14 protein-coding genes are annotated in these 17,647 nt (G+C 48.8%); 12 read left to right on the plus strand and 2 right to left on the minus strand.

The features are described 5' to 3' along the window. Positions 1 to 150: 150 nt before the first annotated feature. Positions 151 to 954 carry an inositol-1-monophosphatase gene (suhB, locus tag HYN51_RS03575; protein WP_108901583.1) on the minus strand — a complete coding sequence of 268 codons (804 nt, stop codon included), beginning with the start codon at positions 952 to 954 and terminating at the stop codon, positions 151 to 153. Between the two features lie 131 nt (positions 955 to 1,085). Here suhB and trmJ point away from each other — a divergent pair, with 131 nt between their 5' ends. From trmJ to pepB, 10 genes are all read left to right on the plus strand, one after another. Then, complete coding sequence (trmJ, locus tag HYN51_RS03580; RefSeq protein ID WP_108901584.1) at positions 1,086 to 1,859, plus strand: tRNA (cytosine(32)/uridine(32)-2'-O)-methyltransferase TrmJ; 774 nt, start codon at positions 1,086 to 1,088, stop codon at positions 1,857 to 1,859. A 177-nt stretch (positions 1,860 to 2,036) separates the two neighbouring features. After that, entirely contained in the window at positions 2,037 to 2,540 is a 504-nt protein-coding gene (gene iscR / locus HYN51_RS03585; RefSeq protein ID WP_108901585.1) for a Fe-S cluster assembly transcriptional regulator IscR, read from the plus strand. A gap of 47 nt (positions 2,541 to 2,587) precedes the next feature. After that, positions 2,588 to 3,802: an IscS subfamily cysteine desulfurase gene (locus tag HYN51_RS03590; protein WP_108901586.1), complete on the plus strand. Its 1,215-nt coding sequence runs from the start codon at positions 2,588 to 2,590 to the stop codon at positions 3,800 to 3,802. Between the two features lie 54 nt (positions 3,803 to 3,856). Further along, on the plus strand, positions 3,857 to 4,243 hold the full coding sequence (gene iscU / locus HYN51_RS03595) for a Fe-S cluster assembly scaffold IscU (RefSeq protein ID WP_108901587.1): 387 nt from the start codon (positions 3,857 to 3,859) through the stop codon (positions 4,241 to 4,243). Between the two features lie 24 nt (positions 4,244 to 4,267). Beyond that, positions 4,268 to 4,591, plus strand: a complete 324-nt coding sequence (gene iscA / locus HYN51_RS03600; RefSeq protein ID WP_108901588.1) for an iron-sulfur cluster assembly protein IscA — start codon at positions 4,268 to 4,270, stop codon at positions 4,589 to 4,591. A gap of 120 nt (positions 4,592 to 4,711) precedes the next feature. Then, entirely contained in the window at positions 4,712 to 5,242 is a 531-nt protein-coding gene (hscB, locus tag HYN51_RS03605) for a co-chaperone HscB (protein WP_108901589.1), read from the plus strand. 12 nt (positions 5,243 to 5,254) lie between these two features. After that, complete coding sequence (hscA, locus tag HYN51_RS03610) at positions 5,255 to 7,105, plus strand: Fe-S protein assembly chaperone HscA (RefSeq protein ID WP_108901590.1); 1,851 nt, start codon at positions 5,255 to 5,257, stop codon at positions 7,103 to 7,105. A gap of 2 nt (positions 7,106 to 7,107) precedes the next feature. Further along, positions 7,108 to 7,443: an ISC system 2Fe-2S type ferredoxin gene (fdx, locus tag HYN51_RS03615; protein WP_108901591.1), complete on the plus strand. Its 336-nt coding sequence runs from the start codon at positions 7,108 to 7,110 to the stop codon at positions 7,441 to 7,443. Between the two features lie 20 nt (positions 7,444 to 7,463). Beyond that, positions 7,464 to 7,664, plus strand: coding sequence for a Fe-S cluster assembly protein IscX (gene iscX / locus HYN51_RS03620; protein ID WP_108901592.1), 201 nt, complete (start codon positions 7,464 to 7,466; stop codon positions 7,662 to 7,664). A gap of 79 nt (positions 7,665 to 7,743) precedes the next feature. Beyond that, the gene (pepB, locus tag HYN51_RS03625) at positions 7,744 to 9,030 is read left to right on the plus strand and encodes an aminopeptidase PepB (RefSeq protein WP_192878446.1); all 1,287 of its coding nucleotides are present in this window, start codon (positions 7,744 to 7,746) and stop codon (positions 9,028 to 9,030) included. A 224-nt stretch (positions 9,031 to 9,254) separates the two neighbouring features. On the opposite strand, the gene HYN51_RS16275 is transcribed toward pepB, so the two are convergent. After that, positions 9,255 to 9,419: a hypothetical protein gene (locus tag HYN51_RS16275; protein ID WP_157952973.1), complete on the minus strand. Its 165-nt coding sequence runs from the start codon at positions 9,417 to 9,419 to the stop codon at positions 9,255 to 9,257. Positions 9,420 to 9,549: 130 nt separating this feature from the next. On the opposite strand from HYN51_RS16275, the gene HYN51_RS03630 reads away from it, so the two are divergent. Then, positions 9,550 to 14,499 (plus strand): alpha-2-macroglobulin family protein, encoded by a 4,950-nt coding sequence (locus tag HYN51_RS03630; RefSeq protein ID WP_108901593.1) that lies wholly within the window; start codon positions 9,550 to 9,552, stop codon positions 14,497 to 14,499. A 361-nt stretch (positions 14,500 to 14,860) separates the two neighbouring features. Continuing rightward, positions 14,861 to 17,212 carry a peptidoglycan glycosyltransferase PbpC gene (gene pbpC / locus HYN51_RS03635; RefSeq protein ID WP_108901594.1) on the plus strand — a complete coding sequence of 784 codons (2,352 nt, stop codon included), beginning with the start codon at positions 14,861 to 14,863 and terminating at the stop codon, positions 17,210 to 17,212. Positions 17,213 to 17,647: the final 435 nt, after the last annotated feature.

Consider the following 17,647-nt stretch of genomic DNA (forward strand, 5'->3'; position numbering starts at 1 on the left):
GACGTATAGATGACGTATAGATGACGTATAAAAAGCGAAGTTGATTTCTCGGATTCAGGGGGAAGAGATTGAGACTTGGGATCAAGAAATGAATACCATTATATTTCAGGGAAGCACAGTGAGGCTTCCCTGAAATAAAACAAGACAGCATTAACGCTTTAATGCATCGCTTAACTCATCACGTACGGTTGAAAGCAGAGCTTTCACCACGCGTGGATTACCTGCCACAACGTTGCCTGAAACATAAGAGTTATGTCCGCCAACGAAGTCAGTCACGATACCGCCAGACTCGCGTACCAGCAGTTCGCCAGCAGCAAAATCCCACGGTTTCAGACCAATTTCAAAGAAGCCATCAACGCGAGAAGAAGCAACATAAGCCAGATCTAACGCGGCTGAGCCGGTGCGGCGGAAGTCCGCGCATTGGGTGAACAACTTGCCAACCATATTGATATAGGTCGCAGAGTGCTGTTTTGCTTTGAATGGGAAACCGGTAGCCAGAACGGTGCCGGAAAGATCTTTCGCGTTTGTACCACGTAAACGGTAGCCATTTAGCTGCGCGCCCTGACCGCGGGTCGCGGTAAACAGTTCATTACGCATAGGATCGTACACCACAGCAACTTCCGTGCGGCCTTTTACGCGCACAGCAATAGAGACGCTGAAGTGTGGGAATCGTTTAATAAAGTTGGAGGTGCCATCCAGCGGATCGATAATCCATTGTACATCCTGGTCTTCTCCAGCCAGTTCACCGCGTTCTTCACTGATGATGGTATGTTGAGGATAAGCTTTACGGATAACATCAATAATCAGATGTTCTGCTTCGCGATCAACGTTGGTGACAAAGTCATTGTTACCTTTTTGGCTTGCTTCAACGGCGTCAGGTGTTTCATAAAACTTGGCGATCAGATTGCCGGCCTTACGTGCAGCACGTACGGCGATGTTCAGCATAGGATGCATGGGTATCTTCCACTAAATGTTAAAGAACAGAGAAATATAAAGCGGGCGAAGTATACCAGAGGATCGGCAAAATATATAGGCTGTGTTACTATTCATTCCCATAACTTTTAGCGCACAGAATTTTGTTTTTTATGTCAGAGCTTATCTCCGAGAAAATTGGACTGGATAATATCCGTATCGTGCTAGTCGAAACCTCCCATACTGGCAACATGGGTTCTACCGCCAGAGCCATGAAAACCATGGGGCTGACAAATTTATATTTGGTGAATCCACTGGTAAAACCTGATTCGCAAGCCATCGCTTTGGCTGCTGGTGCCAGCGATATTATCGGTAATGCCACCATTGTCGATACCTTGGATCAGGCATTAGAAGGATGCCGTCTGGTGGTGGGTACTAGCGCGCGTTCCCGTACTCTACAGTGGCCAATGCTAGAACCGCGGGAATGCGGCGTAAAAATGTGTCAGGAGTCATCTCAGGCACCGGTAGCGCTAGTTTTTGGTCGCGAACGAGTTGGCCTGACGAATGATGAACTGCAAAAGTGCCATTATCACGTAGCGATTCCTGCCAATCCGGATTACAGCTCGTTAAATCTGGCGATGGCGGTACAGATTCTGGCTTATGAAATTCGTGTTGCCTGGTTGGATCAGCAAGAGAGCAATAAACCACAAGCCGTGGTAGTGGAAGATGATGTTTATCCACTGGCAGAAGATTTGGAGCGTTTCTATCAGCATCTGGAATCGGTACTGTTGAATATCGGTTTTATTCGCGCGGCTCACCCAGGGCAAGTGATGAATAAACTGCGCCGCTTAATTAATCGTGCTCGCCCAGAGAGTCAGGAATTAAACATTCTGCGCGGGATTTTAAGTGCTATAGATAATCCCGATACAAGAAATAGGCAGAAATAATCCTGAATGAACACCTTTTCAATTGTTAAAATACGGGCGACAATAGCGGGCCTGTCTGGATTGAGCGGTGTTTTAGTGGCTTAATAATACCTGACTAAAATACTCAACTAAATAGTTGACTGAAATACTTGGGAATGCCAAACTACCTGCATCTTCAGAAACAGATGGGCATTAACAATGAGACTGACATCAAAAGGTCGCTATGCAGTAACAGCCATGTTGGACGTGGCTTTGCACTCACAAGACGGACCTGTCCCTTTAGCTGATATTTCCGAACGTCAGGGGATTTCTTTGTCTTATCTTGAGCAATTGTTCTCCCGTTTGCGCAAGAATGGTTTAGTGACCAGTGTTCGCGGTCCTGGTGGCGGCTATTTGCTGGGCAAAGATGCCGGTGATATTGCCGTAGGTGCAGTTATCAGTGCGGTTGATGAATCTGTCGATGCCACGCGTTGCATGGGAAGCGGTGGATGCCAAAGTGGTACGCGTTGTCTGACCCATACCCTGTGGCACGATCTGAGTGAACGGATCAGCAGTTTCCTCAATGAAATTACGCTGTCTGAATTGGTGAAAAATCAAGAAATTCTGGATGTAGCCGACCGTCAAAATAACGAAACTCAAGGTTCGGTTACCAGCACTCATCGTGTATTCGATGAGGCAAAAAAGATCAATCTGCGCGCTTAATTGCTAGTGATGATTGCATTATTTAGAAGCCGTGTACGGAGCAACGAATGAAATTACCTATCTATCTGGACTACTCAGCAACAACACCGGTCGACCCGCGCGTTGCCGAGAAGATGATGCAGTATTTGACCCTTGATGGCATTTTCGGTAACCCTGCCTCGCGTTCTCACCGTTTTGGCTGGCAGGCAGAAGAGGCAGTCGATATTGCCCGTAACCAGATTGCAGAGCTGGTGGGTGCCGATCCTCGTGAGATTGTGTTTACCTCTGGTGCTACGGAAGCCGATAACTTGGCGATTAAAGGTGCAGCTAATTTTTACCAAAAGAAAGGTAAGCACATCATTACCAGTAAAACGGAACATAAAGCCGTACTGGATACCTGCCGTCAACTGGAGCGCGAAGGTTACGAAGTGACTTATTTAGCGCCACAGGCTAACGGAATTATCGATTTAAGCGAGTTAGAAGCAACCATGCGTGATGACACTTGTGTGGTCTCTATCATGCATGTGAACAATGAAATCGGTGTGGTTCAGGATATCGCTACCATTGGTGAAATGTGCCGTAGTCGCGGTATTATTTTCCACGTGGATGCTACCCAGAGTGTGGGTAAGTTACCGATTGACCTGTCGCAGCTGAAAGTTGACCTGATGTCATTTTCCGGCCATAAAATTTATGGGCCAAAAGGTATTGGTGCTCTCTATGTTCGTCGTAAACCACGGATAAGAATTGAAGCTCAAATGCACGGTGGCGGCCACGAACGCGGTATGCGTTCAGGTACGTTACCGGTGCACCAAATTGTTGGCATGGGTGAGGCTTACCGAATTGCCAAAGAAGAGATGTCCACCGAGATGTCTCGTCTTCGGGCTTTGCGTAATCGCCTGTGGGACGGTCTGAAAGACATCGAAGAAGTTCACCTGAACGGCTGCTTAGAACAGGGTGTTTCCAGCATTCTTAACGTGAGTTTTAACTACGTTGAAGGTGAATCATTGATAATGGCCTTAAAAGATTTGGCTGTTTCTTCTGGTTCAGCCTGTACTTCTGCAAGCCTAGAGCCTTCTTATGTGTTACGTGCTTTAGGTATGAGTGATGAATTGGCACATAGCTCAATTCGCTTCTCTCTGGGGCGTTTTACTACTGAAGAAGAGATCGATTACACCATTGATTTAGTCAAGAAGTCGATTGGCCGCCTGCGTGACCTTTCTCCACTGTGGGATATGTTCAAACAGGGCGTGGATATCAGTACCATTGAGTGGTCTCATCATTAATTGATTTAAATCGCGCTGGAGTATCGGGCGCGATAATCAGCAGGAGTAATAAACATGGCTTACAGCGAAAAAGTTATTGAACACTACGAGAATCCTCGTAACGTAGGTTCATTTGATAATGAAGACCCTACCGTTGGTAGCGGTATGGTGGGTGCGCCAGCCTGTGGCGACGTAATGAAATTGCAGATTAAAGTTAACGATCAGGGTATTATTGAAGATGCCCGTTTTAAAACTTATGGCTGCGGTTCGGCGATTGCTTCCAGCTCTCTGATTACCGAGTGGGTTAAAGGTAAATCTTTAGATCAGGCCGGCGCAATTAAAAACACTGAAATTGCTGAAGAACTGGCGTTACCGCCGGTTAAAATCCATTGCTCTATTTTGGCAGAAGATGCCATCAAAGCAGCCATTGCGGATTATAAAAACAAACATAGTAGTAAATAAGCAATAAACGATAGAGGTTTGGTTATGGCGATTACCATGAGCGACAGCGCCGCATTGCGCGTTCAGACATTTTTATCTAATCGTGGCAAAGGCGTTGGCCTGCGCTTGGGGGTAAGAACGTCTGGCTGTTCCGGGATGGCGTATGTTCTTGAGTTTGTTGACGAATTACACGATGAAGATACGGTGTTTGAAGACAAGGGCGTTAAGGTAATCGTCGATGCAAAAAGCCTGGTCTATCTGGATGGCACCGAGTTGGATTTTGTTAAAGAAGGCCTGAATGAAGGGTTTAAATTTAATAACCCTAATATTTCAAGTGAATGTGGTTGTGGCGAAAGTTTTAACGTCTAGTCTGCTATCGTAACGTTTGTAGATTAAATACAGCATTCGAAAATGTCGACTTTGAAAAGTGCTCCCTTGCTGATAATCGGTAAGGGAGTTTTCGCCTAACTTATATCATCAGAGCACGTCATGGACTATTTCACACTGTTTAACCTTCCGGTCCACTACGTAGTGGATGCTTCATCGCTTTCATCCCGTTATCAGGAATTACAGCGTCAATACCACCCTGACCGTTATGCGACGGCTTCTGAGAGTGAACGTCTCCAGTCGGTTCAGCGCGCTGCAACGATTAATGATGCTTATCAAACGTTGAAAGATCCGCTGCGTCGTGCAGAATACTTGTTGTCTCTTAACGGAATCGATGTCAGAAATGAACAGCAAACCATGCATGATACCGTGTTCCTGATGGAGCAACTGGAGCTGCGTGAAGAGCTGGACGGCATTGAACAGCGTAATGTCAGTCAGAAAGAAACCGAATTAGTACTGTCTGCCTTTAGCCAACGAGTAGAAAAAATGACCCGGCAGCGCAGTGAGCAACTAAAACAAGAATTGGATAGCCAGAACTGGAAGAGTGCGGCAGATACCGTACGTAAACTGAGTTTTCTGGATAAGCTTCAACAGCAGGTCGAACAACTGGAAGAAAAGTTATTCGACGCCTGACGGAAATTGAACATGGCTTTATTACAAATTAGCGAACCGGGGATGACGGCAGCACCCCATCAACGCCGGCTCGCAGCGGGTATCGATTTAGGTACCACTAATTCTCTGGTTGCCACTGTCCGCAGCGGGCAAGCCGAAACGTTACCCGACGATCACGGGCGCCATTTACTGCCTTCCGTTGTGCATTATCAACATGAAGGAACGGATGTCGGCTGGAGCGCGCGCGCTCAGGCGGCGGTCGATCCTTCTAATACCCTAAGCTCGGTGAAACGAATGATGGGTCGCTCACTGAACGATATTGTTCAACGCTATCCTAATCTGCCTTACCAGCTGCAAGCCAGTGAGAATGGTTTACCGGTTATTGTAACGGCAAGTGGAATGGTCAATCCGATTCAGGTCTCAGCAGAGATTCTGACGACGCTGGCAAAACGTGCTCAGGATACATTAGGTGGCGATCTTGATGGTGTAGTGATTACTGTTCCTGCTTATTTTGACGACGCTCAACGTCAGGGCACCAAAGATGCTGCTCGTTTAGCGGGTTTGCATGTGTTGCGCCTGTTAAATGAACCCACGGCGGCGGCTATTGCTTACGGTCTGGATTCAGGACAGGAAGGGATCATCGCCGTTTATGACTTGGGTGGCGGTACCTTTGATATCTCGATTCTTCGCCTGAGCCGTGGTGTGTTTGAAGTGCTGGCAACCGGCGGTGATTCCGCTTTGGGCGGCGATGATTTCGACCATCTATTGGCTGACTGGCTGCGTGAACAGGCCGGTTTTGGCGGCCACAGCGATCACCAGCTTCAGCGTCAGCTATTGGATGCGGCGATAGCCGCCAAGATTGCGCTTAGCGATAGTAGCCGTGCTGAGGTTAGAGTGGGTCATTGGCAGGGTACGGTGACCCGCCAAGTGTTTGACGATCTGATTTCGTCGCTGGTGAAAAAAACATTATTAGCCTGCCGCCGCGCACTGAAAGATGCCGGCGTCAGTGCAGATCAAGTGCTGGAAGTGGTTATGGTGGGCGGCTCCACCCGCGTGCCATTAGTGCGTACTTTGGTAGGTGAGTTTTTTGGTCGCACTCCTTTGACCACGATCGACCCCGATCGGGTAGTCGCGATTGGCGCAGCTATTCAGGCCGATGTGCTGGTAGGTAATAAACCAGATTCAGACATTTTATTATTAGACGTTATTCCGCTTTCGCTGGGGATTGAGACGATGGGGGGATTGGTGGAAAAGATTATTCCACGTAATACCACTATCCCGGTGGCCAGAGCACAAGAGTTCACCACCTTTAAAGATGGCCAGACTGCGATGATGGTACACGTGCTGCAGGGCGAGCGTGAGCTAGTTGATGACTGTCGTTCACTGGCACGTTTTACACTGCGAGGCTTACCGCCAATGCCCGCCGGTGGTGCACATATTCGCATTACCTATCAGGTGGATGCGGATGGTTTACTTAGCGTTACGGCGATGGAAAAGTCCACCAACGTACAGGCGTCGATTCAAGTGAAACCGTCTTATGGCCTAAGCGACGATGAAATCGCCACCATGATTAAAGACTCAATGACCAACGCACAGCAAGATGTTAGCGCTCGTATGCTGGCGGAACAAAAAGTAGAGGCCGCCCGCGTACTGGAAAGCCTGAATGCTGCTTTGAACAGCGATAGCGAACTGCTCACTGAAACTGAACGCGTCGAAATAGATAGCGCTATCAGACAACTACAAACTGTTATGCAGGGTAGTGATGCTGCGAAGATAGAGGCGTCTATTAAGACACTGGATTCTGTAACTCAAGATTTTGCCGCCCGCCGTATGGATTCATCAATACGTCGTGCTTTGGCGGGTCATTCTGTAGATGAGGTTTAAGCATGCCTAAGATAGTGTTCCTACCCCATCAGGACTTATGTCCAGACGGTGCGGTTGTCGAAGCAAAAGAGGGTGAAACCATATTAGACGCCGCGTTACGTAACGGTATTGAAGTGGAACATGCCTGTGAAATGTCCTGTGCTTGTACTACCTGCCACTGCGTTGTGCGTGAAGGATTTGATTCACTGGCGGAAAGCAGCGAGTTAGAAGACGACATGCTGGATAAAGCTTGGGGACTGGAGCCAGAGAGCCGTTTAAGCTGTCAGGCGAAAGTTACCGATGAGGATCTGGTGGTTGAGCTTCCTCGCTATACGGTTAACCATGCCCGCGAGCATTAATTGACAACGGGATATAAAAGATGAGTTTAACCTGGAAAGACAGTCGTGAAATTGGTGAAGCGCTGTACGATCAGTTTCCGGATACCGATCCAAAAACGGTACGCTTCACGGACTTACACCGCTGGGTGTGCGAGCTGGAAGATTTTGAAGATGATCCTAACGCCTCAAACGAGAAGATCCTCGAGGCGATTCTGTTAGTCTGGTTGGATGAAGCAGAATAACTATCATTGAATGGGGCCGCCTTTGGGGGCCCCTGTTTTATTGGTTTAAGTAAATATAAAAATAGCGGGAGCCATAACAATGACGAATCAATTTATGCCTGTTTATCTTTCCCATGAACCTGCAAATGCGGTTTGGGGAGACAAAGCCTTGTTGAGTACCAACAGTGACGGAATGACCATTCACCTTCATGGGAATGGCAAGCTGGGTGCTATTCAACGCGCAGCCCGTAAGATCGACGGTCAGGGTATCAAAAAAATTAAACTGGCGGGAGAAGGCTGGGATTTAGAACGCAGTTGGAGTTTCTGGCAAGGCTTCCGTGGACCAAAGGGCGAAAGAAACGTCGAGTGGGCGGCACTGGAGCAGCAAGAACAACAAGAGTTGGAGCGCCGTTTACAGATTATTGACTGGGTTCGTGACACCATTAATATGCCAGCGGAAGAACTGGGGCCTGAACAGTTGGTTAAGCGCACGGTTGATCTGTTCTGCAACATTGCTTGTGATGCAGTGAACTACCGCATTGTTAAAGGTGAAGCACTGCGTGAACAGAACTACATGGGTCTTTATACTGTAGGCCGTGGCTCTGAGCGCGAGCCCGCTCTGCTGGCTCTGGATTACAACCCAACCGGCAATCCAGACGCACCGGTATATGCCAGTTTAGTCGGTAAAGGTATCACCTTTGACTCCGGTGGTTACAGCATGAAGCAAAGCGCCTTTATGGACTCAATGAAGTCCGATATGGGCGGTGCGGCGACCATCGCCGGTGCATTGGCATTAGCGATTAGCCGTGGTTTAAAGCAACGTGTAAAACTGTTCCTGTGCTGTGCTGATAACTTGGTGAGCGGTAATGCTTTCAAGTTAGGTGATATTATTCGTTATCGAAATGGTAAAACCGTTGAAGTCATGAATACGGATGCAGAAGGGCGTCTAGTATTAGCGGATGGCCTGATTGATGCGGAAGCGCAAAACCCACAGATGATTATTGATTGCGCCACTCTCACTGGCGCAGCAAAAATGGCGTTAGGTAATGATTACCACGCGCTGTTTAGTTTCGACGATGCGCTGGCAAATGAGATGTTAAATAGTGCTAATAGCGAAAACGAACCGTTCTGGCGTTTACCGCTGGCCGAGTTCCACCGTAGCCAACTGCCATCAAATTTTGCGGAATTAAATAATATGGCCGGCGCGGCCTATACTGCCGGTGCCAGCACCGCCGCTGCTTTCCTGTCTCACTTTGTGAAAAATTATCAGCAGGGTTGGATCCATATTGATTGCTCGGCAACTTACCGTAAAGGCGCGGTTGACCAGTGGTCGGCGGGTGCAACGGGGTTAGGGGTTCGTGCGATAGCTAATTTGCTGCTGAAGTAGGGTAAGTCAGTCTGGCAACTCAGTTTTGTACCCTAAAATAGCCAATTTTGGGGAGGGACGGGGTTGGGGGCTACTTGGTGTAACTCAATGACAAACCAGATAAATTGGCTTTAATGAATATTCCGGCCGTAAAAACGATGTTGCTCATATTACCATTATGCTCGGCCGGAAGACCGTCTGCACTTTAGTTCGGAGAGCTCCGCTCCTAGTCCGCCTAGGGGCGGTTATGAAACATCTTGCGGTGTTTCACCCTGTGGGTCAGCGCTAGCGCTGTTCAAATAGGCTTTGCCTGTTTGTCGTTGGCTGACTAAGTCGACTCCAATGGCGACCTCTTCCTCCGATTGGCCGCCAGACATAAACCCATCAGACTTTGTCAGCAGTCTTGCCAAAAGACATTACCCACACTAAAAATAAGTTATTCTTGTTTTACACACTCATCTATTTTTTTAGCCATATTCCGGCTAATATGTTGTTACAGATCTGTTTATCACACCATCTTCATCTCAGAGAGAATCGCTTATGCGTCAGGGAAATTCTGATTTTTGGGGGCTGAGGGGGCTACTTCTGGCCTCGTGTTTTGGCTTCGCTTCTTTACCTCTCCACGCAGCACCGGAAGCACCACAGGTTACGCCTGCCGCAGAGCAGCAAACTTCTCGCTATGCCGGTAAGTCATTCACTATTCTTGATGCCTCTGAAGTCCAACTGGACGGCGCCAGTGCGATGGTGGTGACCTTTTCAATTCCGCTGGCGGCTAATCAGAATTTTACCTCTCTGCTGAATCTGGTGGATGAGGCCAGCGGTAAAGTTGATGGGGCATGGGAGATGTCGGACAATATGATGGAGTTGCGTCTTCGTCATTTGGAGCCTTCCCGTAAGCTGATTCTGACCATCAATAAAAACCTGAGCGGCGTTAACGGCATGAAGCTGGACAAAGAGTTCCAGCAAAAGTTAACTACCCGGGATATCGAACCATCCATTGGTTTTGCCAGCAGGGGATCCCTGCTACCGAGTAAAGTGATTACCGGATTGCCGGTCATTGCCCTGAACGTGAATAAAGTTGACGTTAACTTTTACCGCATTAAGCCAGAAATGCTCTCCGGCTTCTTGGCCGACTGGGAAGGAACAGGAGCAAAAAGTTACTGGGAATCCCAAGAATTTTTGAAAAAAGTCGATTTAGCCTATACCGGGCGCTTTGATTTAAGCCCACAGCGCAATACGCGTGAGCAGGTGTTGCTGCCCCTGAATAGCATTAAAGAGCTGCAACAGCCGGGGGTCTATCTGGCAATGATGCAGGAAGCCGGCGCTTATCAATACAGCAATCCGGTGACTATTTTCACCCTGAGCGACATTGGTATCTCTTTACACCGTTATCATGACCGTCTGGATGTATTTACCCAGGCTCTGGAAGGGGGGGAAGGCGTTTCCGGCGTTAAAGTTGAGCTGTTTGACGAAAAAGGTAACTCACTGGCTCAGGCTAAAACTTCGTCTGATGGCCACGCTCAACTGATAAAAGATGATAAAGCTAAAATCATGCTGGCCACCAAAGATGGGCAAACTAGCTTAATCGATCTGAATAAAGCGGCATTGGATCTGTCGGAATTTGATATTGCCGGGCCGGAAGGTTTTGCTACTCAATTTTTTGCTTTTGGCCCGCGAGATTTATATCGCCCTGGAGAAACGCTGATTGTTAACGGATTACTGCGCGATCCCGATGGGGCGGGGCTGCCGGACCAGCCGGTAAAAGTCGACGTGCTTAAGCCGGATAATCAAGTTACGCGCAGTTTTGTTTGGCAGCCGAAAAAGAACGGCTTCTATCAGTTTATGTATGACATTCCTAACAATGCAGCAACTGGCGAATGGTCATTACGCATTAACTTAGGGGACAAACAGCCCCGTTTCTATAAGTTTAAAGTTGAAGACTTCCTGCCTGAGCGTATGGCACTGGAGCTGAAGTCGGTTGAAGATGTTCCTGTATCTCCTTCTCAGGAAATCACTTTTGATGTTACAGGCCGTTATTTATATGGTGCGCCAGCTTCAGGTAACCGTTTGCAAGGGCAATTGTTCCTGCGTCCGGCGCGTGAGGCGGTAGCAAAACTACCTGGTTATGAGTTTGGCTCTGTTCTGGATACCAACCTGAGTCGTTCACTCAATGAGTTTGACCTGAAATTAGATTCTGAAGGGTTAACCAGCGTAACGGTACCGAGCGACTGGGCCGAGAGTAAATCACCGATGAAGGTGATTGTTCAGGCCAGTTTGATGGAATCCGGCGGTCGCCCTGTAACCCGCCGTGCCGAGCAGGCTATCTGGCCAGCCACTAACATGCCGGGCATCCGTCCGCTGTTTAACAAAAAAGAAGTTTATGACTACAAGACGAATAACTATAAACCTCAGTTTATGGTGGATTCTGACAGCTTAGCCGGTTTCGATATTGTTTATGCTAATGCTAAAGGCAATAAGCTGTCGGCGAATGGGCTGAATGTTCGTTTGGTTCGTGAACGTCGTGATTATTACTGGGAATGGTCTTCCGGTGATGGTTGGAGCTCCCGTTACGATCAAAAAGATTTAATTATTAATCAGGAAACTATATCCATCGGTGCCGATCAGGTAGCTAAAGTTAGCTATCCGGTGGAGTGGGGTTCCTATCGTCTTGAAGTGGAAGACCCTCACAGTGGCATGGTGACCAGCCTGCGTTTCTGGGCGGGTTATAGCTGGCAGGATAACACCGATGGTACCGGTGCATTACGCCCGGATCAGGTCAAACTGAAATTGGATAAGCCAGCTTACCGTCCGGGTGAGAAGGTTAACCTGCACGTTGAAGCACCAACCGCGGGTAAAGGCTACCTGATGCTGGAATCTAGCGATGGACCTTTATGGTGGCAAGAGATCGAAGTACCGGTTGGTGGCGCTAATTTTAACGTACCAATCAATGAAGAGTGGAATCGCCACGATCTCTACCTGAGTGCGTTAGTGGTTCGCCCCGGTGATAAGAATTTACAAGCCACGCCAAAGCGCGCTGTAGGCTTGTTGCACCTGCCGCTGGTGGATGAAAACCGTAAAATTACCTTGGCGTTGGATGCACCAGAGCGTATGCGTCCTAACCAAACATTGACGGTAAAAGTAAAAGCGTCAGTTAAAAATGGCGAGTTACCTAAATCGATCAATGTACTGATGTCTGCGGTAGACAGTGGCGTATTGAATATCACCAATTATGTCACGCCAGATCCTTATGAAGCCTTCTTCGGGCGTAAGCGCTATAGCATTGACCAGATGGATATCTATGGTCAGTTAATTGAAGGAAAAGGTAAAACGGCCAAGCTGAGTTTCGGTGGTGACGGTGAAGATGATGCACTGGCACGCGGTGGTAAAAAACCGGTTACCGTAGTGAAAATCGTAGCGCAACAGGCCATGCCGGTGGTGTTGAATGATAAGGGCGAAGGCGAAATTCAAATGCCAATCCCTGACTTTAACGGCGAACTTCGGCTGATGGCTCAGGCTTGGAGCGATGAAGAGTTTGGCAGCGCAGAACGTAAAATGGTCGTGGCAGCTCCGTTAATTGCCGATTTATCTATGCCGCGTTTTATTGCCGGTGGCGACCGTAGCATTCTGGCGTTGGATCTCAGTAATCTTACCGATGGCGAACAGTCTCTTAATGTGACGGTTGAAACTAAGGGTTTAGTTAAACAAACTGGCGCTGCGGAACAAACGGTTAAACTAACAAAAGGTCAGCGCAAAACGTTAAGCATCCCGGTTGAAGCTTTGAATGGCTTTGGTCAGGGGGATGTTACCGTTCGGGTCAATGGCTTGGTGTTGCCGGGTGAGCCTTCAACGGCGTTTGAACGTCACTGGACATTGGGCGTTCGTCCTGCAACGCCGGCGAAGACTAACAGCTACGCGATGACGTTGCGTGCGGGTGAAAGTTGGGCACTGCCACAGGATGCGCTATTGGGGCTATCCACACCAACGGTGGAAGGTCAAATGTCGTTGACTGCCGTGCCACCGCTGAATGTGGCGCAGCATATTCGAGAACTGTTTGCCTATCCGTATGGCTGTCTGGAACAAACCACCAGTGGGCTCTATCCATCGCTGTACACCAATCAGGCTCAATTGGCTGCGTTAGGTATCAAGAGCGATAGTGACGATGTGCGTCGTCACAACATTGATGTTGGTATCGAACGCCTGCTGGGGATGCAGAAAGATAACGGCAGTTTCTCTTTGTGGGAACATGAAGGTAGTGAGGAGTACTGGTTAACGGCTTATGTTACCGATTTCTTGGTACGTGCACGTGAACAAGGCTATTCAGTGCGTGAAGATGCGCTGAATAAAGCGAATCAGCGTCTGCTACGTTATCTACAGGACCGTAATCAGATCGAACCTCAGTATATTTCTAACGCTGCGGCGACCAATGCCGCTAAGTTTAGCGTGCAGGCCTACGCGGGACTGGTGCTGGCTCGTCAACAGCAGGCCCCATTAGGGGCGTTACGTCAACTGTACGAGCGTCGTAGCGAGGCCATGTCTGGTTTACCGATGGTTCAGCTAGGTGTTGCTCTGCAATTGATGGGAGATATGCCGAAATCCAATCAACTGATTCAGCAGGGCGTCTCTATGGGCGGCGCTAACCGTAATACTTGGTTAGGTGACTATGGCAGCGATCTGCGAGATAACGCCTTGATTCTGGCGCTGTTGAATGAATATCACCTGTTACCTCAGCAGCAGGATAGTGCTTTGATGTCGCTGTCAGATGCGCTAGTTTCAAACCGTTATCTGTCGACGCAAGAGCGTAATGCTGTTTATCTGGCGGGACGCGACTTACCAAAACGTGAATCGGCAGAGTGGGAAGTTGAAGTCTCTGGCGTTGAAAGTAAAGACTATGAAGAAACCAAGTCAATTTCTGCGCTGTATGATGCCAATCAGTTGGCAAAAGGCATCAACCTGACTAACAGCGGTAGCGTAACGGTGTACCCTCGAATTGATATCACCGGCTATCCATTGAAACAGCCAGCGCCGGTGAGCAACCGCCTGCATATTGAACGTAACTTCCTGAATCTGGATGGTTCCACCGCTTCTCTTGACCACGTTAGTAGTGGTCAGCTATTGGTGGTTCATTTGAATCTGTGGTCTGACAATCAGGTGAACGATGCGTTAGTAGTGGATCTGTTACCGGCTGGTTTTGAGTTGGAAAACCAAAACTTGGGCAGCAGCAGTGCCAGTCTGAGTGAAAGTGCGGGTGAGCTGATGGCATTACAAACCAAGATGCAAAGCGCTGAAATCAAGTATCAGGAATACCGTGACGATCGCTATGTTGCCGCCGTTAAAGTGGATGGTTCCAAGAGCAATCCGGTGACGTTGCTGTATCTGGTGCGCGCAGTAACGCCAGGTACCTATAGCGTTCCGGCTCCGCAGGTTGAATCGATGTATAAGCCTGAGTGGCATGCAATAGGTTCGACTCCGGCGAAGTTGGAGATTAAATAAGGTTGTAAATGGGGTGATGAGCATCGCCCCTCTATAGCTTATTTAAATTGGCGTTAGAGAATATTCCGGCCGTAAGGACATTGTGCCTATATTATTTTATGTGTGCGGCCGGAAGACCATCTGTACTTTGCACTGGTGTGCGTCGGGCCTACCTTCCCTAGGGGCGGTTATGAAACACCTTACGGTGTTTCACCCTCCGGGTCAGCGCAAGCGCTGTTCAAACAGGCTTTGCCTGTTTGTCGTTGGCTTAAGCCAAGTCGACCCCAACGGAAAGGTCTCCCTCCGTTTAACTCTGCTAATAATATTGGTTTGATATTGTTGACGTTGTCGAGCTAATTTCCGCTTTATATGAGTAACCGAATTGCGTAGTTTATTTTCCCGATGGTTCACATTTCGTTTTTGGCGTAGGCTGGCGATTGTTGTGGTGGTGTTGGTTGCCGTTACGGCGTCGGGGCTGTGGCTGGCGAATAAGATTTGGCCTTTACCGGCGCCGGATGTGCAAGTGGCGAAGGTGGTGGTGGCGGAGGATGGTTCCCCGCTGTGGCGGTTTGCCGATGCGGATGGGGTATGGCGTTATTCGGTTTCGCTGGATGAAGTGTCTCCTTATTATTTACAAGCCTTGTTGACCTACGAAGATCGCTGGTTTTATTCTCATCCGGGAATTAACCCCTTGGCTATTATGCGAGCTTTGTGGCAGAACTTGACTAATCAGCGCATTGTCTCCGGTGGTAGTACCCTTTCAATGCAGGTGGCTCGCCTGATTGAACCTCATGATAAAACTTTCCTTGGTAAGCTGCGGCAGGTGTTTCGTACTCTGCAACTGGAGTGGCATTACACCAAAGATCAGATACTGACGATTTATATCAACCGAGCCCCTTATGGCGGTACTCTACAGGGCATTGGTGCTGCAAGCTGGGCTTATCTGGATAAACCACCTTCAGAGCTTACCCGCTCAGAAGCGGCGCTATTAGCCGTATTGCCTCAGGCTCCCAGCCGTTTACGGCCCGACCGTTATCCTGAGCGAGCACAGGCCGCTAGAGATAAAGTCCTCGATCGTCTCGAAGAGTATGGAATTTGGGATAAAGAAAAAATAGCCGATATAAAACAAGAGAGCGTTTGGTTGGCTGAGCGCCAGGCCCCGCAGTTGGCACCGTTGCTTTCACGACGTTTGCTGGCAGAAAGCAGTTCCGATGTCATTCATACCACCATTGACGCCTCGCTACAGCGGCGTCTCGAAGATATGGTCATGGGCTGGAAGAGTCAGTTACCTCCCAGTACCTCCATGGGTATTCTCGTCGTTGACCATGCGGATATGTCGGTAAAAGCCTATATTGGCTCAGCGGATCTCAACGATCGCAGTCGATTTGGTCATGTGGATATGATTACCGCATGGCGTTCTCCTGGTTCCACCTTGAAGCCTTTTGCTTATGCGATGGCGTTAGATGACGGTCTGATTCATGCGGAATCGCTGTTGCAGGACGTACCGCGTCAGTTTGGTGATTATCGCCCCGGAAATTTTGACACCGGATTTAGTGGCCCAGTCAGCGCTTCCGACGCGCTGGTTCGCTCACTAAACCTGCCGGCGGTTCAGGTTCTGGAAGCTTATGGCCCCAAACGATTTACCGGAAATATGCGTAATGCCGGTATTATTTTGCGTTTCCCGCTTAACAGCGATCCTAATCTATCTCTGATTCTGGGCGGAACCGGTATGCGGATGGATCAGTTGGTTAGCGGTTACAGTGCGTTTGTGCGACAGGGCAATGTTGCAGCATTACGCTATCGACCGGAAGATCCTCTGGTGGAGCGCCCGTTAGTCTCCCCCGGTGCAGCGTGGATTGTTCGCAGAATTATGGCTGGCGAAGGTCGGCCGGTTCCCGATAGTCAGATTTCAGATATTACGCCATTGGCATGGAAAACCGGTACCAGTTATGGCTACCGCGATGCCTGGACTATTGGCATGAACGGCGGTTATCTAATCGGTATTTGGGTTGGGCGTCCGGATGGTACTCCGGTAGCCGGTCAGTTTGGTTATGCCACCGCGGTACCGATTTTGCATCAAATTAACCATCTGCTGATAAATCGTAATAGTCAATTAGCCAAAAATTGGCCAAAGGATCCGCGTCCAAACTCTGTCAGTCGTGCGGTCATTTGCTGGCCTCAGGGACAAAGTTTGGAGACTGGTGATACCAACTGTCGCCAGCGTCGTCAGGCATGGATTCTGGATGGCACTATACCGCCGACGCTATCGTCTATTGGGCAGGATACGGGTATTGGTGGCTGGTTGAACCTTTCGGTTAACGCCGAAGGGAAACGTGTTGCTCCGGACTGTAGTGGCGCAATATCACGTCGAATTGCTTTGTGGCCGGTTGCATTGGAAACCTGGTTACCGCCGTCTGAGCGCCGGGCCAGCCGTCTACCTGAACGTGATACTGAGTGCCCACCTATCAGTTACGATGTCAGCCCGCCATTGTTGATTCTAGGATTAAAAGACGGGGCGATTCTTAAACGGATTCCGGGAACGCAATCCCTTGATTTACGGTTGGATACTCAGGGAGGACGGGGCAAACGCTGGTGGTTTATTAACGGTGAATCTCTGATGGAAACCGAAGAAGACAAACCAATGATTCATACTCTGACGAATTCCGGTAAATATCAGATTAGCGTGTTGGATGAGAGTGGGCAGGTTAGCAGCGTAGGGTTTGTGTTGGAGTAATATTTATGTTCTTGACCTTATGTTTTTGCTCTCTCAGAACTCTGGAATTCAACCGACAACTGAATGAGGGTAGCACGCCGAACATGGATGTTAGGCGGGGCACAGCGACGTAGGGAGCGACTCTGTGTCGGTGCGTAAGCCCGAATGAAGGCGGAGGGAAGTCGCGTAGCGATCTGGATTCGGGTGCGAAGGTGAGGAGGCGCAGGAGGCGTTCGCCTTAATGCCTCTTGCCCGGCCACTTGCGCATTTGCTCATTTAGACTCAGTACTATTAGTGGACGAAATTTCCTCGATACTACATTCATCGCATTTTGCTTTAATATTGCACCTCAAGTCTCAATCTGCCGTTATTCTGCGCTAAAAATGCGGCATACCTCCAAAAATGTGTATTAACTTCGGTTTATTTTAAAGAAATGTTACATCCGAGATAGGCAAG

The organism is Limnobaculum parvum, assembly GCF_003096015.2.
In the GTDB taxonomy this organism is placed as follows: domain Bacteria; phylum Pseudomonadota; class Gammaproteobacteria; order Enterobacterales; family Enterobacteriaceae; genus Limnobaculum; species Limnobaculum parvum.

Bases quoted from the DNA above. Each gene is read 5' to 3' on its own strand.
- suhB (WP_108901583.1), bottom strand. From the start codon at position 954: ATGCATCCTATGCTGAACATCGCCGTACGTGCTGCACGTAAGGCCGGC.
- trmJ (WP_108901584.1), top strand. From the start codon at position 1,086: ATGTCAGAGCTTATCTCCGAGAAAATTGGACTGGATAATATCCGTATC.
- iscR (WP_108901585.1), top strand. From the start codon at position 2,037: ATGAGACTGACATCAAAAGGTCGCTATGCAGTAACAGCCATGTTGGAC.
- HYN51_RS03590 (WP_108901586.1), top strand. From the start codon at position 2,588: ATGAAATTACCTATCTATCTGGACTACTCAGCAACAACACCGGTCGAC.
- iscU (WP_108901587.1), top strand. From the start codon at position 3,857: ATGGCTTACAGCGAAAAAGTTATTGAACACTACGAGAATCCTCGTAAC.
- iscA (WP_108901588.1), top strand. From the start codon at position 4,268: ATGGCGATTACCATGAGCGACAGCGCCGCATTGCGCGTTCAGACATTT.
- hscB (WP_108901589.1), top strand. From the start codon at position 4,712: ATGGACTATTTCACACTGTTTAACCTTCCGGTCCACTACGTAGTGGAT.
- hscA (WP_108901590.1), top strand. From the start codon at position 5,255: ATGGCTTTATTACAAATTAGCGAACCGGGGATGACGGCAGCACCCCAT.
- fdx (WP_108901591.1), top strand. From the start codon at position 7,108: ATGCCTAAGATAGTGTTCCTACCCCATCAGGACTTATGTCCAGACGGT.
- iscX (WP_108901592.1), top strand. From the start codon at position 7,464: ATGAGTTTAACCTGGAAAGACAGTCGTGAAATTGGTGAAGCGCTGTAC.
- pepB (WP_192878446.1), top strand. From the start codon at position 7,744: ATGACGAATCAATTTATGCCTGTTTATCTTTCCCATGAACCTGCAAAT.
- HYN51_RS03630 (WP_108901593.1), top strand. From the start codon at position 9,550: ATGCGTCAGGGAAATTCTGATTTTTGGGGGCTGAGGGGGCTACTTCTG.